General features: G+C 63.9%; 17 protein-coding genes. 7 read left to right on the top strand and 10 right to left on the bottom strand.

Annotated features, from left to right (window positions below; all coding sequences use genetic code 11):
• Position 1 precedes the first annotated feature (1 nt).
• From G7025_RS05135 to G7025_RS05100, 8 genes are all read right to left on the bottom strand, one after another.
• Complete coding sequence (locus G7025_RS05135; protein ID WP_181077106.1) at positions 2 to 439, bottom strand: carboxymuconolactone decarboxylase family protein; 438 nt, start codon at positions 437 to 439, stop codon at positions 2 to 4.
• A gap of 140 nt (positions 440 to 579) precedes the next feature.
• Complete coding sequence (uvrA, locus tag G7025_RS05130; RefSeq protein ID WP_181077104.1) at positions 580 to 3,099, bottom strand: excinuclease ABC subunit UvrA; 2,520 nt, start codon at positions 3,097 to 3,099, stop codon at positions 580 to 582.
• Between the two features lie 8 nt (positions 3,100 to 3,107).
• Entirely contained in the window at positions 3,108 to 4,808 is a 1,701-nt protein-coding gene (locus tag G7025_RS05125; RefSeq protein ID WP_181077102.1) for an ATP-binding protein, read from the bottom strand.
• A 108-nt stretch (positions 4,809 to 4,916) separates the two neighbouring features.
• Positions 4,917 to 8,009: an error-prone DNA polymerase gene (locus G7025_RS05120; RefSeq protein ID WP_219855177.1), complete on the bottom strand. Its 3,093-nt coding sequence runs from the start codon at positions 8,007 to 8,009 to the stop codon at positions 4,917 to 4,919.
• Positions 7,985 to 9,400, bottom strand: a complete 1,416-nt coding sequence (locus tag G7025_RS05115) for a Y-family DNA polymerase (protein ID WP_181077098.1) — start codon at positions 9,398 to 9,400, stop codon at positions 7,985 to 7,987. The genes G7025_RS05120 and G7025_RS05115 overlap by 25 nt, the downstream gene beginning before the upstream one ends.
• 7 nt (positions 9,401 to 9,407) lie before the next feature.
• On the bottom strand, positions 9,408 to 10,022 hold the full coding sequence (gene imuA / locus G7025_RS05110) for a translesion DNA synthesis-associated protein ImuA (protein WP_181077096.1): 615 nt from the start codon (positions 10,020 to 10,022) through the stop codon (positions 9,408 to 9,410).
• Positions 10,022 to 10,639: a transcriptional repressor LexA gene (lexA, locus tag G7025_RS05105; protein ID WP_181077095.1), complete on the bottom strand. Its 618-nt coding sequence runs from the start codon at positions 10,637 to 10,639 to the stop codon at positions 10,022 to 10,024. The genes imuA and lexA overlap by 1 nt, the downstream gene beginning before the upstream one ends.
• Before the next feature lie 67 nt (positions 10,640 to 10,706).
• Positions 10,707 to 11,177, bottom strand: a complete 471-nt coding sequence (locus tag G7025_RS05100; RefSeq protein WP_181077093.1) for an Lrp/AsnC family transcriptional regulator — start codon at positions 11,175 to 11,177, stop codon at positions 10,707 to 10,709.
• Between the two features lie 123 nt (positions 11,178 to 11,300).
• Between G7025_RS05100 and G7025_RS05095 the strand changes: the two genes are divergently transcribed.
• Together G7025_RS05095 and G7025_RS05090 are read left to right on the top strand one after the other, a co-directional pair.
• Positions 11,301 to 12,545 carry a methionine gamma-lyase gene (locus G7025_RS05095; protein ID WP_181077091.1) on the top strand — a complete coding sequence of 415 codons (1,245 nt, stop codon included), beginning with the start codon at positions 11,301 to 11,303 and terminating at the stop codon, positions 12,543 to 12,545.
• Between the two features lie 168 nt (positions 12,546 to 12,713).
• Positions 12,714 to 13,385: a response regulator transcription factor gene (locus tag G7025_RS05090; protein ID WP_181077090.1), complete on the top strand. Its 672-nt coding sequence runs from the start codon at positions 12,714 to 12,716 to the stop codon at positions 13,383 to 13,385.
• A gap of 24 nt (positions 13,386 to 13,409) precedes the next feature.
• Here G7025_RS05090 and pvdP read toward each other — a convergent pair whose 3' ends face one another.
• Positions 13,410 to 15,041 carry a pyoverdine maturation tyrosinase PvdP gene (gene pvdP / locus G7025_RS05085; RefSeq protein ID WP_181077088.1) on the bottom strand — a complete coding sequence of 544 codons (1,632 nt, stop codon included), beginning with the start codon at positions 15,039 to 15,041 and terminating at the stop codon, positions 13,410 to 13,412.
• Positions 15,042 to 15,182: 141 nt separating this feature from the next.
• On the opposite strand from pvdP, the gene pvdM reads away from it, so the two are divergent.
• Genes pvdM through pvdO form a run of 3 tightly spaced genes read left to right on the top strand, consistent with a single transcriptional unit; the run spans position 15,183 to position 18,730 of the window.
• Positions 15,183 to 16,532 carry a pyoverdine-tailoring dipeptidase-like protein PvdM gene (gene pvdM / locus G7025_RS05080; protein WP_181077086.1) on the top strand — a complete coding sequence of 450 codons (1,350 nt, stop codon included), beginning with the start codon at positions 15,183 to 15,185 and terminating at the stop codon, positions 16,530 to 16,532.
• Positions 16,533 to 16,551: 19 nt separating this feature from the next.
• Positions 16,552 to 17,823 (top strand): pyoverdine-tailoring periplasmic protein PvdN, encoded by a 1,272-nt coding sequence (gene pvdN / locus G7025_RS05075; RefSeq protein WP_181077084.1) that lies wholly within the window; start codon positions 16,552 to 16,554, stop codon positions 17,821 to 17,823.
• Between the two features lie 34 nt (positions 17,824 to 17,857).
• Complete coding sequence (gene pvdO / locus G7025_RS05070) at positions 17,858 to 18,730, top strand: dihydropyoverdine dehydrogenase (RefSeq protein ID WP_181077083.1); 873 nt, start codon at positions 17,858 to 17,860, stop codon at positions 18,728 to 18,730.
• A gap of 52 nt (positions 18,731 to 18,782) precedes the next feature.
• Here the strand turns inward: pvdO and G7025_RS05065 are convergent, their stop codons facing one another.
• The gene (locus G7025_RS05065) at positions 18,783 to 19,610 is read right to left on the bottom strand and encodes a formyltransferase family protein (protein WP_181077081.1); all 828 of its coding nucleotides are present in this window, start codon (positions 19,608 to 19,610) and stop codon (positions 18,783 to 18,785) included.
• 198 nt (positions 19,611 to 19,808) lie between these two features.
• Here G7025_RS05065 and G7025_RS05060 point away from each other — a divergent pair, with 198 nt between their 5' ends.
• Entirely contained in the window at positions 19,809 to 21,461 is a 1,653-nt protein-coding gene (locus G7025_RS05060) for a cyclic peptide export ABC transporter (protein ID WP_181077079.1), read from the top strand.
• A 112-nt stretch (positions 21,462 to 21,573) separates the two neighbouring features.
• Entirely contained in the window at positions 21,574 to 24,015 is a 2,442-nt protein-coding gene (locus tag G7025_RS05055) for a TonB-dependent siderophore receptor (protein ID WP_181077077.1), read from the top strand.
• Positions 24,016 to 24,035: the final 20 nt, after the last annotated feature.

Genomic DNA, 24,035 nt, shown 5'->3' with positions numbered 1-24,035 from the left:
ATTACTTGGGCATTTTGCGAAAACCCACGGCAAGGCGGTTCCAACTGTTGATGGCAGCAATGGCCAGGCTCAAATCGACCTGTTCCTGAGCGCTGAATTCGGCCGCCAGCGCGGTGTAGTCCGCATCCGGCGCGTGCGTCTGGCTGAGCAGGGTCAGGCTTTCGGCCCAGGCCAGTGCGGCGCGCTCACGCGGCGTGAAGAACGGCGTCTCGCGCCAGGCCGACAGCGTGTACAGACGCCGCTCGGTCTCACCGCCCTTGCGGGCGTCGGCGGTGTGCATGTCCAGGCAGAAAGCACAGCCGTTGATCTGCGAGACCCGCAGGCGAATCAGTTCCAGCAGCGGCAGTTCGATGGAGAGTCTGCCGACGGCGGTCTCCAGGGCGAGCATGGCCTTCATGGCATCGGGGGACGCGGTGTAGAAATCGGTACGGGTTTGCATGGGGTTCTTCCGAGAATGGGTTGGCGCTCAGGTTAGTCAGGACGTGTGAGCCGTGGAATAGCCAATTCCGGGGAAGAACGGGAGGCCAATGGCCGTGCACCGAAGCCATCAAGGGCCAGCCCTTCCCGCGAGGCTACCGGCTAAACCAGCTCGCGCCGCAAAAACGGTGCCGTCCGACTCTTCTTGTTCTTGGCCACCGTGTGCGGTGTGCCACTGGCCACCACCTGCCCACCCAGGTCCCCTGCGCCCGGCCCGATATCGATCACCCAGTCACTCTGCGCCACTACGCGCATTTCGTGCTCCACCACGATCACCGTATGCCCGGCATCCACCAGTTGGTTGAGCTGGCTGAGCAGGCGATCGACATCCCGTGGATGCAATCCGGTGGTGGGCTCATCCAGCACATACAACGTGGCACCGCGAGCATTGCGTTGCAGTTCGGTGGCCAGTTTGATGCGCTGCGCTTCGCCACCGGACAGTTCGGTGGCCGGTTGGCCCAGGCGCAGGTAACCCAGACCGATATCCCGCAGCACCTGCAACGAGCGCAGCACACCCGGTTGGTCGGCAAACACCTCCACCGCCTGGTCCACCGTCAGCCCCAGTACCTGAGCGATGTTCAGGCCTTGCCACTTGACCGCCAGGGTCTGGGGGTTGTAGCGCGCGCCATGGCAGGTCGGGCACGGTGCGTAAACGCTCGGCATAAAAAGCAATTCGACGCTGACAAAGCCTTCGCCCTCGCAGTTCGGGCAGCGGCCCTTGGCGACGTTGAAGGAGAACTGCCCGGCATCGTAACCGCGCTTCTTCGCCGCCGGCGTGGCGGCAAACAGTTTGCGCACGTTGTCGAACAGCCCGGTGTAGGTCGCCAGGTTGGAGCGCGGCGTGCGGCCGATGGGCTTCTGATCCACCTGCACCAGGCGCCGGATATGTTCCAGCCCGGCGCCGATACGCCCGCCGCTGGTTTGCGGCGCGTCGTCTTCCAGGCTCGGTTCTTCATCGGCTTCCACCACGCGCCCCAGACCGCTACCCACCAGTTCCAGCAATGCCTGGCTGACCAGGCTGGACTTGCCCGAACCGGACACGCCGGTAACGGCGGTAAAACAGCCCAACGGGAAATCGACGTTCAGGTCCTTGAGGTTATTGCGCGTTACGCCCTCCAGCGCCAGCCAGGCGCTGGGCTCACGACGCGCGGCGGCGGCCGGGCGCGGAGCGGCAAACAGGTACTCACGGGTCTGCGACGCCTGCACCTCGGCCAGGCCGGCGGGCGGGCCGCTGTACAGCACTTGCCCGCCCTGCTCGCCGGCAGCCGGGCCGACATCGATCAGCCAGTCGGCGCGGCGCATGGTTTCCAGGTCATGCTCGACCACAAACAATGAATTGCCCGCCGCCTTCAAACGCTCCAATGCGGTAAACAGCGCTTCTCCATCCGCCGGATGCAGCCCGGCCGAAGGCTCGTCCAGCACATAGATCACGCCGAACAATTGCGAGCCCAGTTGAGTGGCCAGGCGCAAACGCTGCAATTCGCCGGACGACAAGCTCGGCGTGCTGCGCTCCAGGGACAGGTAGCCCAGGCCCAGTTCGATCAGCGTGCCGACGCGCTCAAGCAAATCCTCAGCGATACGCTGGGCCGCCAGGCGTTTTTCCACCGACAATTTCATACGGTCCTGCCCCGCCGCCACCGGCCGCAGCAAGTCGGCCAATTGGCTCAACGACAGCTGCGACAACTCACCGATGTCCACCCCGGCGAACTTCACCGACAACGCCGCGCGGTTCAGGCGTTTGCCCTCGCACAGCGGGCAAGGGCTGCCCTGCATAAACTGCGAGACACGCTTTTTCATCAGCGCGCTCTGAGTGTGGCTGAAGGTGTGCAGGATATAGCGCCGCGCGCCGCTGAACGTACCTTGGTAGCTGGGCTCCAGCTTGCGCTTGAGCGCCTCGCGAGTCTGCTCAGGGGTGAAGCCGGCGTACACCGGCACGGTGGGCGTTTCCTCGGTGAAGAGAATCCAGTCGCGCTGCTTTTTCGGCAGGTCGCGCCAAGGAATATCCACGTCGTACCCCAGGGTCACCAGGATGTCGCGCAGGTTCTGGCCCTGCCATGCCAGCGGCCAGGACGCCACCGCGCGCTGCCGGATGCTCAACGACGGATCGGGCACCATCAGCGCCTCGGTCACCTCATACACGCGACCCAGGCCATGGCATTGCGGGCATGCGCCCTGGGGCAGGTTCGGCGAGAAATCCTCGGCATACAGCATGGCCTGCCCCGCCGGGTACTGACCGGCGCGGGAGTACAGCATGCGAATCAGGCTCGACAGGGTGGTCACACTGCCCACCGACGAGCGCGCACTTGGCGTGCCGCGTTGCTGTTGCAGGGCCACGGCCGGCGGCAGGCCTTCGATGCTGTCCACATCCGGCACGCCGACCTGATCGATCAGGCGCCGCGCATACGGCGCCACCGATTCGAAATAGCGACGCTGAGCCTCGGCATACACGGTGGAAAACGCCAGGGACGACTTGCCCGAGCCGGACACGCCGGTGAACACCACCAGGGCATCGCGCGGAATGTCCACATCGACGTTGCGCAGGTTGTGTTCACGGGCGCCGCGCACGCGCACAAAGCCGGCGCGCGGGGACGTGGTCGGCGGGAGGTTGCGTTGTGAGGTCATAGTCAACCTTATCGAGCGGTGAGCACGCTGCGCACCCGTTGCGTCAGGGCTTCGGGGCTGTAGGGCTTGCTCAGTAGATGAATGTCGGGAGTCAGCAGATGGTTGCTGGAGAGAATGTCGCGGGTGTGGCCGGAGGTGAACAACACCGGCACCGGCGGGCTCTGTTCGCGGGCCCACTCGGCCAGGTCGGTGCTTTTGACCCGGCCCGGCATCACCACATCGGTAAAAATCAGCTCCGGCTGCAGGCCCGCTTGTAGCTTGCGCATGGCCTGGTCGCCGTCTTCGGCGGTGAGCACGGTGTAGCCCGATTGTTCGAGCACTTCCACCACGGTCAAGCGCACGCCTTCGTTGTCCTCGACGACCAGAATGGTTTCCTGCCCATATTCGGTGACGAGCGGCTCGGCCGGCACTTCGGCGCATTCCTCGCCCAGGCTGCGCGGAAAATACAACTGCACCACGGTGCCCTTGCCCTCTTCGCTGCACACGTCCACGTGACCGCCGCTCTGGCGCACAAAGCCGAACACCATGCTCAAGCCCAGGCCCGTGCCGTGACCGTCGCGCTTGGTGGTGAAGAAAGGCTCGAACACTTTGGCCTGAATTGCCGGCGACATACCTACCCCGGTATCGGCTACGGACAGACGCACGTATTCACCGGGATTCACGCTTTTGCCCACGCAATCGTCGGGATTGAGGATGATGTTTTCGCCGCTGATGCGAATCACGCCCTCGCCTTTCATCGCATCCCGGGCGTTGATCGCCAGGTTGAGCAAGGCGTTTTCCAGTTGATGGCGGTCGACATGGATGCACCAGGGGTCGCGGGGCAGTTGTACGTCGATATGAATGGTTTCACCGAGGGCGCGCTGCAGCAACTCGCCCAGGGTTTCGTAGATGCGCAGCGGGTTGTACACCGCCGGCGACAGCGGCTGGCGCCGGGCAAACGCGAGCAATTGCGCCGACAGCTTGGCACCACGGTCCACTGCGGCAATCGCGGCGCTGACACGGCGTTGCACATGTACATTGTCCGGTTCATGGCGGGCCAGCAAATGCAGGTTGCCGGAGATCACTTGCAGCAGGTTATTGAAGTCGTGGGCCACGCCGCCGGTGAGGCCGCCAATGGCCTCCAGTTTCTGCGATTGACGCAACTGGTCCTCGGCGGCGGATCGCGCCTGCACTTCAGCGGCCACCCGTTGCTCCAGGTTGTGCGTGAGCTCCTGGCGCACCTGTTCGGATTTGACCAGCTCAGTGGTTTCCACCACGATCGCCAACACCCCGGCCGGTTGCTGGTTATCGCCGGCCACGGGGCTGTAATACAAGTCCAGCCACACGGTCTCCGGCTGGCCGTTGCGCAACAGCACCAGGTCTTTGTTGTTGAACGACAAGGTGCCGCCGGCCAGGCAGGTATCCACCACATGGCGGTTGAAATCCGCCACTTCCGGCCAGCCCAGCTCAACCGGCGTGCCCAACAGATAAGGGTGACGGCCACCGGCAAAGGCCGAGTAACTGTCGTTGTAAATCATGTACCCCGCCCGCCCCCACAGCATCACCATCGGCACGGGGGACGCCAGCATCATTTGCACGGTGCAGGCCAGGCTGGTGGACCATCGATCGATCGGCCCAAGGTCGGTGGTTGACCAGTCAAATGCGCGAATACGCTGGGCCATTTCACCGGCCCAACCTTCACAGCCGTGTGGGTTGGATAAAAATTGCATCGTTCGGCTCTGCGCAGAGAAAGGACGGTCGCAACGGTTGGAGCGCGCCAGGGGCGGATCGTTTCATTTGCATACGTTAGGGGCAATTCGCCGCACACGCTACTTGGCTCAGTGAAAATCCCGGCTGCGTACATCCATGCCATCGAGCAGGGCGGACAGATCGGTCAGCCGCCCGGCGATCAGATGCCGCACCTCGCCCACCGCTTCCCAGCGCCCATCGACCTTGAGCAGGCGCGATCCCACCAGGGCCAGGCGCTGGCGTTCGGCGAGGTCGCGCCAGACCACCACGTTCAGGTTGCCGAATTCATCCTCCAGGGTCACGAATGTCACCCCGCTGGCGGTGCCGGGCCGTTGCCGCCCGGTGACCAGCCCGGCGACGCTGACGTTGCGCCCATGCTCCACGGCCATCAGCTCGCGGGAGCTGCGGCAGCGACGCTGGCGCAGCTCGGCGCGCAGCAACGCCAGCGGATGCGGGCCGAGGGTGGTGCCGAGGGTGGCGTAGTCGGCGTGCAGGTCTTCGCTGACCGTGGGCGCCGGCAATGCCACCGCGGCTTCGTCAGGACTGGGCAGGCCGGCAAACAGCCCCAGTTGTTTATGCACCCCCGCCACCTCCCAGCGTGCGCGGTGGCGATTGCCGGCCAGGGCGCGCAGGGCACCGGCATCGGCGAGCAACGCCTGGGCACGCGAGTCCAGCTCGGCACGCCGGTCCAGGTCGGCGATATCGCTGAATGGCTGCTGCCGGCGCGCCGCTACGATGCGTCGGGCATCCTCTTCGCGAAACCCCGAGATCAAGCGCAGGCCCATGCGAATCGCCGGTTGCGCACCGTCGATGGGCTCCAGGCTGCAATCCCAGTCGCTGGCCTGCACATCCACCGGGCGGACCTGCAAGCGGTGACGCCGCGCATCCTGCAGGATCTGGTCCGGGCTGTAGAACCCCATGGGCCAACTGTTGATCAGCGCGCAGGCAAACGCCGCCGGTTCATGGCATTTGAGCCAGCAACTGGCATAGGTCAGCAAGGCGAAACTGGCCGCGTGGGATTCCGGGAAACCGTAGCTGCCGAAGCCCTTGATCTGCTCGAAAATCTGCGCGGCGAAGGCCTCGGTGTAGCCGTTTTTGAGCATCCCATCGCGCAACCGCTCGCGGTGCGGTTCAAGACCACCGTGGCGTTTCCAGGCGGCCATGGAGCGGCGCAGCTGGTCAGCCTCGCCGGGGCTGTAGTCGGCGGCCACCATGGCGATCTGCATCACCTGCTCCTGGAACAGCGGGATGCCCAGGGTGCGTTCCAACACGGTTTTCAATTGCGGGGATGGATAAGTCGTCGGTTCTTCATTGTTACGCCGCCGCAGGTACGGATGCACCATGCCGCCCTGAATCGGCCCGGGCCGCACAATGGCGACCTCGATCACCAGGTCATAAAAGGCCTTGGGCCGGAGCCGTGGCAGCATGGCCATCTGCGCCCGCGATTCGATCTGGAACACGCCAATGGTGTCGGCCTTGCTGATCATGGCGTAGGTGGCCGGGTCATCCTTGGGGATGCCAGCCAGCGACAGGTCGCGACCGCGATGCTGGCGCAGCAAATCGAAGCAGCGACGGATCGCGCTGAGCATACCCAGGGCAAGAATATCGACCTTGAGCAGGCCCACCGCGTCGAGGTCGTCCTTGTCCCACTGGATGATGGTGCGCTCGGCCATGGCGGCGTTTTCCACCGGCACCAGGGTGTCCAGCGGGTATTCGGAAATCACGAAACCGCCGGGATGCTGGGACAGGTGCCGAGGGAAGCCGATCAGTTGCTGGGTGAGGGTCAACACGCGATGCAGGATCGGCGTGTGCGGGTCGAAGCCTGCTTCACGCAGGCGCTCCAGGGGCGGCGCATCGTCACTCCAGCGCCCGCAGCAATCGGCCAGGGCGTTGATCTGGTCCGGCGGCAGACCCAGGGCCTTGGCCACGTCACGTACCGCGCCGGCGGCGTGATACGTGCTGACCACCGCCGTCAATGCCGCGCGGTGGCGGCCGTAGCGCTGGAACACGTACTGCAGCACTTCTTCGCGGCGTTCGTGTTCGAAGTCCACGTCGATATCCGGCGGTTCATTGCGTTCCTTGGACAGAAAGCGCTCGAACAGCAGGCTGGTCAGGCTCGGGTCGATCTCGGTGATGCCCAGGGCAAAACACACCGCCGAATTGGCCGCCGAACCGCGCCCCTGGCACAGGATCGAACGGCTGCGGGCGAAGCGCACGATGTCATGTACCGTGAGGAAATAGCTTTCGTAGCCCAGATCGCTGATCAGCTCCAGTTCGTGGTCGATCTGCTTTAACGTCTTGGCCTCGACGCCGTGGGGCCAGCGCCGCGCCATGCCTTCTTCGGTGACGGCCCGCAGCCAGGTTTTAGCGGTATACCCCTCGGGCACCAATTCACGCGGGTAGTGGTAGCGCAACTGGCCAAGGTCGAAGGTGCAGCGGCGCGCGATAGCCAGGCTTTCGTCGAGCAGCGCCTGCGGGTACAGCGCGCCGAGGGCATCCAGGCTGCGCAGGTGCCGCTCGCCATTGGGGTGCAGGCGCGTGCCGGCCTCGGCCACGCTGACGTGATGGCGGATGGCAGTCATGGTGTCTTGCAGCGCGCGGCGCCCACGCACATGCATATGCACATCGCCACAGGCCACCGCCGGTATTTGCAGGCTGGCGGCCAGGTTCAGGCGTTGCTGCAAGTGGCGCGTATCGTCCTGGCCGCAATGCAGATGCACCGCCAGCCACAGGCGCTCGGCGAACGTGCGGCGCAGCCATTGGATCGACGCCTGGGTGTCGTCGTCAGCCGCCACCCACAACGCCAGCAGGCCGGGCATCGGTTGATCGAAATCCTCTTGCAGCAGGCGATAACTGCCTTTTTCCACGCGGCGGCGCGCCACGGTGATCAGCCGGCACAGGTGCTGGTAGCCGCTGAGGTCTTGCACCAGCAGCACCAGTTTCGGGCCGTTTTCCAGGCGTACCTCGCTGCCGATAATCAGCGGCAAGTCCACCGCCTTGGCCGCCTGCCAGGCGCGCACGATGCCCGCCAGGCTGCACTCATCGGTGATTGCCAGCGCACTGTAGCCTTGGGCCTTGGCCCGCTCGAACAATTCCAGCGCGCTGGATGCACCGCGCTGGAAACTGAAATTGGACAGGCAATGCAGCTCGGCGTAGCTCATGCGAACCAGCCTTGCAGCCATAAGCCATCGCTCTGCCCCACGTTGCGAAAAGCCCAGCCGCGCTGGCCGGTGCGGGTCTGCACCAGGTAATAATCGCGGCGGATGTCGGCGCCGTCCCACCAACCGGACTCGATGCGCTCCGGGCCCATCAGGATATGCACGCCCTGCTCGGCCAGCGGGCTCGGTTGCGGCAGCAGCCAGCCGGGGCGCTGCACCTTGTTCAAGCCCTGGCAGGCACGCGGGTCGGCCGCCGCTTGCCAGGCACACTCCGGACGATGGTCGGCATGAAAGCGCAGGCCCTGCACGGCGTCATCCCCCAGGCGCGCGCGCAGGCGTTCACGCAATTGCTCCCAGGGCAGGGTTTGTTGCGGGCGCTCGTCGAACAGGTCCTGGCGTTGCGGCACAAATACCGGCAGGTCTTCGGCCAGCAGGCGAAGGCCGCGCACCGGTGCACTGACCTGCACTTGCTCCAGGCGCCCACGGGCCAATTCGAACAACATGCCCGGTTCGCGCTCGGCGCTGAGCAGGCCGACCTTGATCACGCTGTCGGCGGCCTGGGCGTGCTCCAGGTGCAGGTCGAAACGTTGCACGCCACTGTCGCGACCACAGAGGAAGGCGGACAAGTCGGCGGTCAAGCGTCGCAGCGGGAACAGCAGCGCCTGGTGGGAATGCACGTCGAAATTCAGTTCGATGCGCACATCGAACTGGTCCGGCGGCTGGTAAAAGTCCAGTGCCAACGGGCGCCTGCCGCTCAAGGCATCCAGGTGCTGAAGCAGCCCTGCCTCAAACCGACGCGCCAGGGTGTGCCGAGGCAACGCCTGCACGTGGGCCAGGGTGCGCAGGCCCATGCGCGACAATGCGGTGGCTGCCTGTGGCTCCAGGCCCGCGCGGTCGATGGGCACCGGGGCCAGGGCCTGCAGCAAGGCGGCGTCATCGGCCACGGCCAGGCCATCGTAGAGATTGGCCAGCACCCGCGCCGCCGCCGGATTGGGCGCGGCGACGATGCGGTGGCGAAAGCCCAGCTCGGTCAACTCCTTGCGCAGGCGCGCTTCGAACAGCGGCCAGGGCCCGAACAGCCCCAGGCTCGATTCGATTTCAAACAGCAAGGCGCGGGGGTAATACACGCTGACCTGGGAACTGAAACGGTAGGCCCAGGCCGCCAGAAATTGCTGCCAACGCTCAATCTGTACGGGGTCGTATTCGGCGCTGGCAAAGGCTTTGACCAACGCATGGGCCGCCGTCAGGGACTGACCGGGCCGCAAGCCCAACGCACGCGCGGCGGCATTGACGGTTTGCAGCACGCGCCGCTGCGGCGTACCGGCGAGCAAGGCCAGGGGCGCATCCGGCTCGGGGTGCAGGCGCTGCACCCCGTCCAGCGCCAATTGCGGGAAGACAATACACACCCAGCGCATGGCAAGCTCAGTGCCCGGCCAACGCAATCGGCGCCGGATGGGCCAGCCCGCCGCGGCACTTGAGCACGCGCACCTGGGCGGGCCGGGCCTCGACGGCCAGGCGTAACGCGGCAGGCGATGGGTTGATGGCTTCGCCCAGGGCGCGCCAGGCAAAGGCCAGGGTCTGCCCGGTTTCGGCCGCCACCTGCAAACGGCGCAAGGCACGGTCATCGGCCTGATGCGGCCAGCACAACACGGCGCCGCAACTGCCGGAACGCAGGCACTGTTCCACGGCCCACAGCACGTCGCGTTCCTCGGCCTGCACCACTGAGAGCTGACGCACATCCACCCCGGCGTTCTGCCAGGCATGGGGATACGGCGTATAGGGCGGTGCCACCAGCACAATGCGCTCGCCTGCCGCCGATAAGCGCGCCAGGGTCGGCAGCACCAGTTGCAGTTCGCCCACGCCGTCCTTGGCCATCAGGATTTCACTCAAGGCCGACGCCGGCCAGCCGCCGCTGGGCAGCACCGCATCCAGCGCCGCCAGCCCAGTGGGGTGCAGGCTGGCCGGCGGCGCGGCGGGCCGGCCTTTCCAGACGCGGCCGCCATTGAACAGCGCGTCCAGGGCAACCACGGCGCCCATCAGCCTTGCCTCACCAGGCCGCAGAATACGCCTTCGATGGCCAGGTCCTGGTCGGGCCCCACCACGATGGGTTGGTATGCGGGGTTGCGCGGCAACAGACGCACGCTGTCAGCGTTGCGTTCGAACCGCTTGATGGTGACTTCGCCGTCCAGGCGCGCCACCACGATCTGCCCGTTCAAGGCCTCGGCACTGCGCCGCACGCCCACCAGGTCGCCGTCGAGAATGCCGTCTTCAATCATCGAGTCGCCCTGCACCCGCAGCAGGTAATCCGGGATCTTCGCGAAAGTGGCCGGGTCCAGCTGCAGGCGGCTGTGCACCTCGGCGTCGGCGCCGATCGGCAGGCCGGCGGCGACACGCCCAAGCACGGGCACATCCAGCCATTCGGGCCGCGCCGGCTGATTGAGCAGGCGAATGCCACGAGCCTGGTTGGGGTTGACCTCGATAAAGCCGGCGTCGGTCAGCGCCAGCACATGCTTGCGCGCCACGCTGCGCGAGGCAAAACCGAACGCCTCGGCGATCTCGGCGAGGCTGGGGGGCTGGCCTTGCTGCGCGATACGGTCGCGGATAAAGGTCAGGATGGCGGTACGGCGGGGGGTCAGGTCTGTCATGGAGTACATTTGTACTCCTGTGGGAAATTTCTGACAATAGCCGTCAGTCGGGCGCATTCACCTGACGAAAAGTCGATCAGTCCGGTAAGGGAATTACCCGTAGTGGTCGCACAGACTTGTAGGAAAAACTCGAGTAGATCTCTTTGACACACGGCAACGTCTGCAGCACCTCGCGGGCAAATTCGCCAAACGACTCCAAGTCCCTGGCCACCACTTCCAGCAAAAAGTCATAGCGCCCCGACACGTTATGGCACGCCACGATCTCGGGAATTTCGAGCAACCGCTGTTCGAAAGCGCGGGCAATTTCCTGGGTGTGACTTTCCATCATGATGCTGACGAACGCCGTGACTCCATACCCCAGCGCCTTGGGCGACAGGATCGCCTGATAACCACTGATCACCCCGCTCTCCTCCAGGTTTCGCACCCGGCGCCAGCACGGCGAAGTGGTCAGGGACACGCGCTCGGCCAGTTCGGCCACGGTGAGCCGGGCGTTGCTTTGCAAAGCGTTTAACAGGGCTTTATCGGCACGATCGAGTGGAATGGGCATAACTTGCCTCTGAACGTTATTTTTATCGGCATTTCATCCCCATAGACGGGATTTGGCAGCAAACTTTGCAAAGTTCGGCCGTGGTTTTGAGCATAGCATTGTAGGAAACAAGGAGCGCCCGACATGCACAATAAACACAAGACATTCGGCTTTTCCACCCGTTCCATCCATCACGGTTATGACCCCAAGGACCACCATGGGGCACTGGTGCCACCGATCTATCTGTCGGCGACCTTTGCCTTTCCCACCGCCGAATACGGCGCGGCCTGTTTTGCCGGCGACGCCGACGGGCATTTCTATACGCGCATTTCCAACCCCACCCTGGCGTTACTCGAATCACGCATGGCCAGCCTGGAAAACGGTGAAGCAGCAGTGGCGTTCAGCTCGGGCATGGGCGCGATTGCCGCGACGTTCTGGACCCTGTTGCGGCCCGGCGATGAGGTGATCGTCAGCCACGCCCTCTACGGCTGCACCTTCGCTCTGTTGCACCACGGCATCGGCGAGTTCGGCGTCAAGGTGCGCCATGTCGACCTCACCGATCTGGCCGCGCTGCAGGCCGCGATCAGCCCCGCCACGCGCATGATCTATTGCGAAACCCCGGCCAACCCCACCCTGCAACTGGTGGACATTGCCGCCGTGGCCGCCCTCGCCCACCAGCAACCGAATGTGACCGTGGTGGTCGACAACACCTACTGCACCCCTTACCTGCAACGCCCCCTCGAGCTCGGTGCCGATGTGGTGGTGCATTCGGCCACCAAGTACCTCAGCGGCCACGGCGATATCACCGCCGGCATCGCCGTGAGCAACCAGGCCCTGGCCCGGCGCATTCGCCTGCAAGGCCTCAAGGACCTGACCGGCGCCGTGATGTCGCCCCAGGACGCGGCGTTGCTGATGCGCGGCCTCAAGACCCTGGCCCTGCGCATGGACCGCCATTGCAGTAACGCCCAGGCAGTGGCCGAAGCCCTGCAGGCGCACCCGGCCGTGGCGCAGGTGGTTTACCCAGGGCTGGCCTCTTTCCCACAACACGCGTTGGCCGCACGGCAGATGAGCCAGGCCGGCGGCATGATCGCCTTCGAACTCAAGGGCGGCATCGACAGTGGCCGCCGCTTCATGAACGCACTGCAACTGTTCACCCGCGCGGTCAGCCTGGGCGATACCGAGTCGCTGGCCCAGCACCCGGCGAGCATGACCCATTCCACCTACACGCCGCAGGAACGCGCGCAGCACGGTATCAGCGAAGGGCTGGTGCGGTTGTCGGTCGGCCTTGAGGACGTCGCCGACCTGCTGGCGGATGTGCAGCAGGCGCTGGCCAAATGCACCCGCCTGGCATCGCGTTCCAAAGCGATGGCAATGCCTGCAATGAGATAACGCCGGGGCCGCCCGCAACCCTGTCGCGGCACCGGCCCGGTCGGCTTTTTGCGGATTGGATCCCCATCGCGCCGCCGGGCTGTACTAGCATAGGCCACGACAGGAACGGCTATGCATGCTGCATCCCGTCGCTACAGGCCATTATCTGCATTCTTCATGGACGAAATGATGAACTCACAGCTGTTCCCACAGATAGGCAAAGTCATTGCCAGCACCGGCAGTCGCCATTTCCCACGCATGTTGCATGACCTGATCCTGACCCAACTGGCCGTGGACGCCACGCACATCACTCAATTGCGCTTGAGCGCCCAAGGCCACACGCGCCGCAGGATCAGCCCGGTGTACACCGACTCGGTCAGCGCCCTGGGCCCGGAACAACCCGCCGCCCAACTGCACCTTACCCGGCGCAAGGATGATGTGCGCTACGTGCTGTCAATGTATCGCGCGCATCCGCGGGACACTTTCTCGGCACAGGAACTGAGCATGCTGCAGGACTTTTCCAGCCTGCTGCTGCCGATGGTGGAAAAGCACATCACCGCGCTCCACCCCTGCCGCCCCGATAACGAGCCGAGGGTGCCGGCGCATCAAGGCATCGAAACCCTGCGCCGGTGCATCGAAGAACGCCTGGTGGAATCGGGCCTGACCTTGTCCCGGCGCGAGCTGGAAGTATGCGTAGGCCTGTTGGCCGGGCGCACCGCACCGGAACTGGCCGAACAACTGGCGTTGAAGGTCAATACCATCGAAAGCTACCTCAAACGCGCATCGACGAAACTGGGCATCAGCGGGCGGCATTCACTGTTGCGGTGGATGTACTCGACACAGGGGACAGCCGGTTCTTAATGGGCAGCGAGCCGTTGCAGCCGGTCACACTTCGCGCGTGCGGACCTTCAAATGCCGCGCATACCAGGGGCGCCTCGGCACCCGTTTGAACAAGCCTTTCAACACCTCTTCATCCGCGCCGAACGTGATGCGCAGCGCCAGTTTCATGGTTTCCGGGTCCATCTCCATCGACTTGCCCATCTGCAGCCCCGGCGTGGTGCTGCAACCATGGGTGTCCGGGCCGAGCCAGGGGTCGCCGACCTCGACCCAGCGCCCCTGGGCGAACCAGGCGATGCCGTTGACGTCCAATCGGCTGACTTCGCCGGGGTGGAAGCGCTCGTGGGCGCGGTACCAGTCTTCGATGCGGTCGTCGATCCAGCCATGGAAGTGCCAGAACACGGGATTGACGTGGGAAGAAAACGGGTCGCCGAGGAAGTCATTTTCCGCGGCGTACCAGCGTGGCGCGAAGTCCGCCGGGTCGCGGGCGAACGGTACCGGCGCGCCGTTGGACGGGTCGCGTGGTACCGAAGCCCAGCGCATGTGCAGCCAGTCGTGCAGGCCCAACTCCATTTCGGAACCCAGTTGCCCCAGGGTCAGTCTGGCCAGGTAGCGCGGGTCGCGGTATTGGGATTCCCACACCTGGAAATTGCTGTGGTAGGTCTCGGCGGCCTTGATGTCGCTGACCCACTGGGTGTAGTCGCCGTCATCCGGAGCCGACCAGGTCGGTGGCAGTGCGAAACCGTCATGGTTGTCGAAATAACGCACAAAGCCCAGGCGGTCGCGTTCCAGAGGCGGTTGCGGTGCGGGGAATTGCGGCCATGAAGGCAAGTCCTGCAGGGAGCGCGCCTTGGCCAGCATGTGTCGGTGCATAAAAAAGAAGTCGATACCCGAGCCGTTGCGGTCTTTGTGGTCACCGCGCGCGTCGCGCTCCTGACCGCGCGGGCCGGGTTGCCAGCCGATGCCGCGCAGGGCGTCGCGTTTGTCTTCGGGGAGTTTGTGCCATTGGTCACGGGTGGCGTGCCATAACTGGTGGAACAGGCGATGTTCGGGGGCGATCAGCCAGGCCAGGAGGGTCGGATTCAGGCCAATGCGCTGGCGGGCTTCGGGAAATGTGTGCTTGTGGGCGATAAAACGGTTGTCGCGTTCGGTCATCGCCAATGGGCGATCCAGGTCGAGGATCTGCCCGCTGAGGGTGCTGCTGCCGGCGTTGGCGAAGTCGGCCCAGACTTCATCGAGGGTCATTTTGAATTCGTAGGCGGGCACGCCGTCGGCAGCGTCGCGATCGATCAGGCGCCAGTAGAGCAAGGCACCCTCACCCGTCACCAGGTCGCCGAGCACGCGGTAGCGCGGCTCGCCCTCGGCGCGCAGGTTGGCGGCGGTGTCCAGGTAGCCGCGCAGGCCTCGGCCACGCGGGGCGATGTCCAGCAACAGTTGCAGGCCCTCCCGCGGCAGGCCCTTGAGCCCGGCATCGCGACCGTCCAGGCGCAGGTCCCACACCCCGCGCAGGGTATTGGCCAACTGCTGCCCGGCGGTGTCGGCCAGGGTCACCGTGGCTTCGCCGGGGGTGATGGGCACTGGATCTTCGCGCGTCAACTCGCGATGGGCATAGTAAGCCGCCGGCACCACGGCGCCCGTGAGCGCCAGGCCGGCGATGAAGCCACGTCGAGAGAGGGTCATTGTCTACCTTAGGAAACGCCTTTATCAGAGCTAGAACGTACGCAGCCCAAGGAAATTTAACGCACGCGGCCCCGGCCTAAATTTCACCGCCCACGGCTCGTTCCTCCCTGATAGCGAAGGCCTCAACTGACTGAGATGGCAATGACAAAACCACGTTCGAACAAGGCGCTGTACATCGGCCTGCCCCTGGCGCTGGCCATCGGTGCCGGGGCTGGCTGGCTGGCCTGGGATCATTGGTTCAAGGGCAACGCCGGTTACCCGCTGGCGGTGATCAAGCAGGCCAACGAGCTGCAGGACCGCGTGCTGTCGTTCGACAGCCATATCACCGTGCCCATCGATTTCGGCACCGCCGGCAACGAGGCGGACAAGGATGGCGGCGGCCAGTTCGACCTGGCCAAGGCGGCGCGCGGCCGCTTGTCCGGCGCGGCGCTGACGATCTTCGGCTGGCCGGAAATCTGGAACGGTCCCAACGCGCCGCACAAGCCAACCGAGGGGTTTATCGAGGCCGCCCGACACGAACAGGAAGTGCGCTACAAGATCATCAGCGGCATGGTGCGCGACTTCCCCAACCAGGTCGCGATCGCCTACACCCCGGCTGACTTTCGGCGCCTGCACGGCGAGGGCAAGTTCGCGATTTTCATCAGCATGCTCAACGCCTACCCCCTGGGCAACGACCTGAACCAGCTGGACCTGTGGGCAGCGCGCGGCATGCGCATGTTCGGTTTCAGTTACGTGGGCAATAACGCCTGGTCGGATTCGTCGCGCCCGCTGCCGTTTTTCAATGACTCGGTGGACGCGCTGGACGGCCTCTCGGACATCGGCAAGCAAGCCGTGCGGCGCCTCAATGACCTGGGGGTGATCATCGATGTGTCGCAGATGTCGACCAAGGCCCTGGAGCAAGTGGCACAGCTGAGCCGCACACCGATGGTGGCCTCGCACTCGGCTCCGCGAGCGGCGGTCGATATTCCGCGCAACCTCAGCGACAAGGAACTGCAACTGATCAAGCAGAGCGGCGGCGTGGTGCAGATCGTCGGCTTCTCGGCTTACCTGCGCCCACTCAGCCAGCCGACCCAGGACAAGCTCAACCAACTGCGCGCGCGCTTCGACCTGCCGCCCCTGCCCAACCTGGCCATGGCGCTGATGCCGGGCGACGCGATCATTGCCGCCTGGCCCGAACAGAAGTTCGGCGAATACGCCAGCGCGCTGTACGCCATCCTCGATGAAGAGCCGAAGGCCAGCCTCAAGGACCTGGGCGATGCCATCGACTACACCGTGCGCAAGATCGGTATCGACCACGTCGGGCTGTCGTCGGACTTCAATGACGGTGGCGGCATCGATGGCTGGAACAACGTCGGCGAGATCCGCAACGTCACCGCCGAGTTGATCCAGCGCGGCTACTCCGAGGCGGATATCGCCAAGCTGTGGGGCGGCAACTTCCTGCGGGTGTGGGACCAGGTACAACAAGCCGCCAAGCCAATGGCCCAACGTTAATCAGCCACGAAGTAAGTCCATGACCGACCGTCGTACGTTTCTCAAACAGGCTGGGGTGTTTGCCGCCAGCCTGCCGCTGGGTGCCGCCCTTCTGCCCCAGGCCGTGGCCAGCCCCCCGGCGGACAACCCATGGACGGGTTTCAAGCAACTGTTCAACCAGGACCCGGACTACCTGCACTTTTCCAATTTTCTGGTGGCGTCGCACCCAAGGCCGGTGCGCGAGGCCATCGAACGCTACCGTGCCCAGATCGACCGCAACCCGGGCCTTGCCATGGACTGGGACCTGCAGGAAACCTGGAAACGCGAAGGCCAGGTGCGCGAATGGGCCGGGCGCTACCTCAAGGCCACGCCGCCGCAGATCGCCCTGACCGGCAGCACCTCCGAAGGCCTGGCGATGATTTACGGCGGCCTCCAGGTGCGCGCCGACCAGGAGATCCTGACCACGGTCCACGAGCACTACGCAACCCAGAACGTGCTGGATTTTCGCGCGCGCCAGCAAGGCACCCAGGTGCGGCGGATCAGCCTGTTCGAGAACCCCAGCCAGGTCTCAGTCGACGAAATTCTGGGCAATATCCAGCGAGCCATCCGCCCCCAGACCCGCGTGCTGGGCATGACCTGGGTGCAGTCCGGCAGCGGCGTGAAGCTGCCGATCGGCGAGATCGGCACGCTGGTGGCCGACGTCAACCGCCACCGCGACGAGCGTGACCGCATCCTGTATGTAGTGGACGGCGTGCACGGTCTGGGCGTGGAAAACCTCGACTTCCCGGACATGCACTGCGACTTTCTCATCGCCGGCACCCATAAATGGATGTTCGGCCCGCGCGGCACCGGCCTGGTGTGCGCCCGCGACCCCGAGAACAAATACGTCACGCCCATGGTGCCGACGTTTTCCGAAGACAAAGACTTCGCCACCATCATGACCCCTGGCGGCTTCCACGCCTTCGAACATCGCTGGGCGGCGGACGAGGCGTTCAAGCTGCACCTGCAACTGGGCAAGGCGCCGGTGCAGGCGCGCATCCATGCGCTCAACAGCGAACTCAAGGAGCAGTTGCAGGCTCATCCGCGCATCGAACTGGTCACGCCGCGCCGCGAGGAGCTGTCGGCGGGCTTCACGTTTTTCCGGCTCCGGGGCCAGGACTGCGAGGCCGTGGCGGCACACATGATGCGCCAGCGCGTGGTCATCGATGCGGTGGACCGCGATGTCGGCCCGGTGATCCGTACCGCCCCCGGCCTGCTCAATTCCAGCGAAGAGATCCAACGTTTCATGACCCTGCTCACCGCACGGGCGTGATGCCTATTTTTACTTTTTGAACCCGAGGCCCCCTATGCGTGCATCCCGATTCAACCCCTTGACCGCCCTGGCCCTGGCCGCCGCGTGCGGCGCCTGCCTGCCGGGCCTGGCCCACGCCGCCGCACCACCCGCCGGCAAAGTGTTCAAGGACTGCAAGGATTGCCCGCAAATGGTGGTGCTGCCCGCCGGCACTTTCACCATGGGCACGCCGGAGGATGAAGTCGGCCGCGAGCCGGACGAAGGGCCGATGCATGAAGTGACCTTCGCCAAGCCGTTCGCCATGAGCCGCTTCCAGATCACCGCCGGCGAATGGGACAGCTATATCCGCCAGACCGGCGTCAAAATCGCCGACGGCGACACCCGCCCCGGCCGCGAATGCATCGCCAGTAAACCGCGCTACCCCCAGGGCCCACGTCAGCCGGCGGTGTGCATGGACATGGACGATATAAAAAACTACGTGGCCTGGCTGTCGAAAAAGACCGGCCAGCAGTACCACATGGTCAGCGAGGCCCAGCGCGAGTACGCGGCCCGCGCCGGCACCACCGGGCCCTTCCCCTTCCCGTTCGATGCGGGCAAGGGCTACAGCATCGCCGAACACGCCAACACCTACGGTCCGGCGGACGGTTACAGCTACTCCTCGCCGGTGGGCAGCTACCCGCCGAACGCGTTTGGCCTGTACGACATGCACGGCAACGTCTACGAGCGCGTGGCCGATTGCGAACACTCCAATTACGTCGGCGCACCTACCGACGGCAGCGCGTGGATGGAGCCGAACTGCGAGGCTTACCAGATCCGTGGCAATGACTGGGGCGAAGCGCCGGTGTTCTCGCGCTCGGGCAACCGCAACAACATCTACCCGCAGACGCGCGGGGACTGGATTGGCTTCAGGGTCGTGCGCGACCTCTGATTGTGTTGTGGTGAGCAGGGCAAGCCTGCTCACTACCAATAAACATCATGGTCTAGCTTTGCTTGGCCAGGCGCTCCAGGCCTTCATGCAAGGCCGGGAACAGGCTGTTGTTGAAGTTGTTCCAGCGCAGCTCAAGGATGGTGTCGTCCGGTGAGATCTCGGTCTTGAGTACGTCGTGGAACACTTCGCCGGAGTCGATGCCGTTGTCCACGTAGTGGAACGACGCGCCGGTCAGATACAGCGGTTCACACGGCTGCGTCTCCCGGGTTGCCCAATCCACCACGGCTTGTCCACGGGCACCGTACAAGGCATTCCAGGTGGCGTAGGCACCCCGGCGCTCATAGGGCGATTCGATACGGGTAATACCGGGGTGAATGTTCATGATCCGCCGCGCAAACGGCGCGCCCGGCCGCACCAGTTCATCGAGAATCACCAACAGGCCGTCAAGCACCACGATATCCGCCTTCAATTCCACCAGGGTGTCATGCAGGCGACGTTCGAAGTCCTGCTTACCGGCGATGTGCTCGGCACTGCCCCTTGGCAGGCGGCGATAGGTGGACGGCACGCTCAGCAGCAGGTCGTTGACCCGATTGCCCTGCACCCGCAGGTCGGTCGGGTACAGCCACTGGCGACCGGGTTGGCAGGCAAAGCCATAGTCGGCCATCAATTGCTGGTCGCGCGGGTTGTGCTCGTCATCGTCATACACCACGCCCACCAGGTTGTAGGCCGCGCCCAGCGGCGTGTCGTTGAGCGAACCCACCAGAAACTCCAGCACCGATTTCATATAGCGCTCGTGGTCCTTGTAGGCCACCGGCTGCCCGGCCTTGTCGGCGGCGGCATTTCTCAGGGACCACACATACACCAGGTTCTTCTTCGTCATTGTTTCGCTCTCGCTGAAGGGTTCACGCACGGCGCGGCTACGCGTGCGCCTACAGAACAAGAACGAACCAGCTTCCGGGCAATTTATCCGCCGTCGTCACCGCCGGGCGCGACGAGCTAAATCGTCGCGCCGGTGCTTCGTTTGTCATGGGTAAGGGTCTGTGTGCCCAGCCCTCTTTTCACTTTCCGGGAAGTACTTATGACCGACCCCAAGCGCGGCGCCTTCAACGGTCTGCTCGCATTGCTCAGGCCCTTTCGCACCCTCGTCACGATCTCCGTGGCCCTGGGCATGGCCGGCGGCCTGGCTATCACGTTGCTGCTGGCAACGATCAATAACGCCCTGCACTCGCCCCAAGGCATGACCCAAGGGGTGATCCTGACGTTTGCGGCGCTGTGCGTGCTGGCGCTGGTCAGTTCGATCATTTCCGACATCGGCACCAATTACGTCGGCCAACGCATCATCGCCGCACTGCGCAAGGACCTGGGCGAGAAAGTGCTGTCGGCGCCAATCGGTCAGATCGAGCGCTACCGCTCCCATCGGCTGATCCCGGTGCTGACCCACGATGTCGACACCATCAGCGATTTTTCCTTCGCCTTCACCCCGCTGGCCATTGCCGCCACCGTTACCCTGGGCTGCCTGGGCTATCTGGCCTACCTGTCGGTGCCGATGTTCCTGATGATGGTAGTCGCGGTGGTGATTGGCAGCGCGGTGCAGTTCATCGCCGGCGGCAAGGGCATCCAGGGCTTCGACCTGGCCCGTAGCCACGAAGACGACCTGCAGCGTTACTACAACGCCATTGCCTCCGGCGCCAAGGAACTGCGCATGCACCGTCCACGGCGGTTTCGCATGAACACCCACCGAATCAAGGAAACCGCAGACCTTATCAGTGATATCCAGGTGCGCTCGGTGAACATCTACATCCTCGCCAAGACCTTCGGCTCGATGCTGTTCTTTGTGGTCATCGGCCTGGCGCTGACGATGCAGGCCTACCATCCGAACCCGGACCCGACCGTAATCACCGGTTTCGTCCTTGTGCTGTTGTATATGAAAGGCCCGCTGGAACATCTGCTGGGCTATCTGCCGGTGGTCGGCAAGGCCAAGATTGCCTTTGGCCGAATCAGCGAATTGTCAGAGCGTTTCTCCTCGCCCGAACCTCACCTGCTGATGGATGACAGCGAAGCGCCGCAACCGCTGGTCAACCGCCTCGAACTGCGCGGCGTAACCTACAGCCCACCGGCGGTGGAAGGCAGCGAGCCGTTCCACCTGGGGCCAATCGACCTGAGCATTGCCCAGGGCGATATCGTGTTCATCGTCGGCGAAAACGGCAGCGGCAAGACCACCCTGATCAAACTGCTGCTGGGCCTCTACCCGCCCCAGTCAGGGGAAATCCTGCTCAACGGCAAGACCGTGACCGACCCCGAGCGCGACGACTACCGCCAGCTGTTTACTACGGTCTTCGCCGATTACTACCTGTTCGATGATTTGGTGCAGGGCAGCGCCGCGCAATCGCTGGACAGCGCCGCCAAGTACCTGGAACGCCTGGAAATCGCGCACAAGGTCAGCGTCAAGGACGGCGTATTCAGCACCACCGACCTTTCCACCGGGCAACGCAAGCGGCTGGCGCTGGTCAACGCCTGGCTGGAAGAACGCCCGGTGCTGGTGTTCGACGAATGGGCCGCCGACCAGGACCCGGCCTTCCGCCGCATCTTCTATACCGAACTGCTGCCGGACCTCAAACGCTTGGGCAAGACGATCATCGTGATCAGCCACGACGACCGCTATTTCGACATCGCCGACCAATTGGTGCGCCTGCGCGCCGGCCAGGTGGTGCACGAGATGGCGCCGGCGTGAATTTTGTTTTTCCGGTTTCCGCGGGTAGGAACGTCTCACTAGTGGTAATGAGAACCAGCCTCAATAAATACTTATAATTTGCCCACTTAACATTCCAGAAGAGAAGACATCCATGCCAGCACGACTCGGTCTCAGCCCACTGAGCAAAGCGCTCTCCATGCGTCGGGCCCTGAACATCAACCTCCTGCCGAGCGCCCTGGCCCTGGCAGTGTCGCTGCCGGTCGCCGGCTATGTGCAGGCACAAGAGATCGAGTTGGATATTCCCGCGCAGTCGCTGGGGAGCGCGCTGCAGACCTTCGGTCGCCAGGCCAACGTGCAGGTGCTCTATAGCCCGGGCGATGTGCAAGGCAAGACCAGTACGCCAGTCAAGGGCAAGCTGGACCCGCAACAAGCGATCAATACCCTGCTCGCCGGCACCTCGACCACCCACAGCCTCAACGGCAACTCCCTGACCGTGACCGCCGCCGGCGCCACCACCGGGCTGGAGCTGAGCCCGACCCAGGTGACCGGTAACGTGCTGGGTAACATCACCGAAGAGTCCGGCTCCTACACGCCCGGCACCATCGCCACCGCCACCCGGCTGACCCTGACGCCGCGGGAAACGCCGCAGTCGATCACGGTGATCACCCGTCAGCACATTGAGGACTTCGGTCTCAATAACGTCGATGACGTGATGCGGCACACACCCGGCATCACCGTGTCGGCCTATGACTCGGACCGAACCAACTACTATTCCCGCGGTTTTTCGGTCAACAGCTTCCAGTACGACGGTATTCCCTCCACGGTGCGCAACGTCGGTTATTCGGCGGGCAATACCCTGAGCGACATGGCGATCTACGACCGTGTCGAGGTTCTCAAGGGCGCTACCGGGCTGCTCAACGGCGCCGGCTCCCTCGGCGCGACCATCAACCTGATCCGCAAGAAACCGACCTCGGAGTTCAAGGGGCACCTGCAACTGGGCGCCGGTTCCTGGGACAACTACCGCAGCGAAGTGGACGTGAGCGGCCCGCTGACCGACAGCGGCAACGTGCGGGGCCGGGCGGTCGCGGCGTACCAGGACAAGAACTCGTTCATGGACCACTACTCGCGCAAGACCGAGACCTACTACGGCATCACTGAATTCGACCTGTCTCCCGACACCATGCTGACCGTCGGTTTCGACTACCAGGACAATACGCCCAAAGGCTCCAGCTGGTCCGGTTCGTTCCCGTTGGTCAACTCCAACGGCAGCATCAACAAGATGCCCCGTTCCTACAACAACGGCACCACCTGGAGTTCGTGGGAACAGAACACCCGTACAGCTTTCGCCATGCTCGAACATGATCTGGGAGACGGCTGGGTAACCAAATTCCAGCTGGACCACAAGATCAACAGTTACCATGCCGACCTCGCCTCCATTCAGTTCGTGCAGCCGGCAGCCGACGGCACCGCCGAGATCAATGGACAGAAATACACCGGCGAGACCAAGAGCACCTCCGCCGACCTCTACGCCACCGGCCCCTTCAGCCTGTTTGGCCGCGAACATGAACTGGTCGTGGGCGGCTCGATCGGCACCTCGCGCTGGCAAGGCAAGGGGTACTGGTCGCCGGAGTGGCCACAAGGCAACAAAGTCGATTTCTATAACTGGAATGGCCATATCGCCAAGCCGATCTACGGCCCGGTGCAACAGTACATCGATGACACTATCCGCCAGTCCGGCACCTATATGACCGCCCGCTTCAACGTGATGGACGACCTGAACGTGATTCTCGGTGGGCGCGTGGCCAACTACCATGTGACCGGCAACAACCCTTCCTACAAGGAAAGCGGCCGTTTCGTGCCTTACGCCGGGGTTATCTACGACCTCAATGACAATTTCTCGGTGTACACCAGCTATACCGATATCTTCCAGCCACAGGAAAGCACCTACAAGGATCGCAACCAGAGGCTGCTGGAACCTGACGAAGGGCAAAACTACGAGCTGGGCCTCAAGGGCGATTTCTTCGACGGCCGCTTGAACACCAGCATCGCCTACTTCGAGGTGCATGAAGACAACCGCGCCATCCCGGACGACGCCTATAACAACCAGACGCCGTCACCGCAGAATTACGCATTCAAAAGCTCCAAGGCCGTCACCAAGGGTTATGAGGCGGAGATCTCCGGTGAGCTGGCCCCTGGCTGGCAGGTCCAGGGGGGCTACACCCACAAGATCGTGCGCGATGAAGACGACAAGAAAATCTCCACATTCGAGCCGGAACATCAGGTCAACCTGAACACCACCTACAAGCTCAAGGGCGACCTGGACAAATTCACCATCGGCGGTGGCCTGCGCTGGCAGAGCAAGGGCTGGTACGAGATCTACAACTCGCCGCTGGACCGAAACCAGGACATCACCCAGAAAGCCTACTGGCTGGTGGACCTGATGACCCGTTACCAGGTAACCAAGAGCCTGTCGGCGACCGTCAACGTCAACAACATTTTCGACAAGTCCTACTACACCAACGTGGGTTTCTATAATTCGGCCGCCTACGGCGAGCCACGCAACGTGATGTTCAGCACCCGTTGGGACTTCTGATGTAATGCCTTGATCGCCCC

This window comes from Pseudomonas lurida, from assembly GCF_013522705.1.
In the GTDB taxonomy this organism is placed as follows: Bacteria; Pseudomonadota; Gammaproteobacteria; order Pseudomonadales; family Pseudomonadaceae; genus Aquipseudomonas; species Aquipseudomonas quebecensis.
The sequence above is the reverse complement of the archived record's forward strand: the minus strand, read 5'-3'. Positions and strand labels throughout refer to the sequence as shown.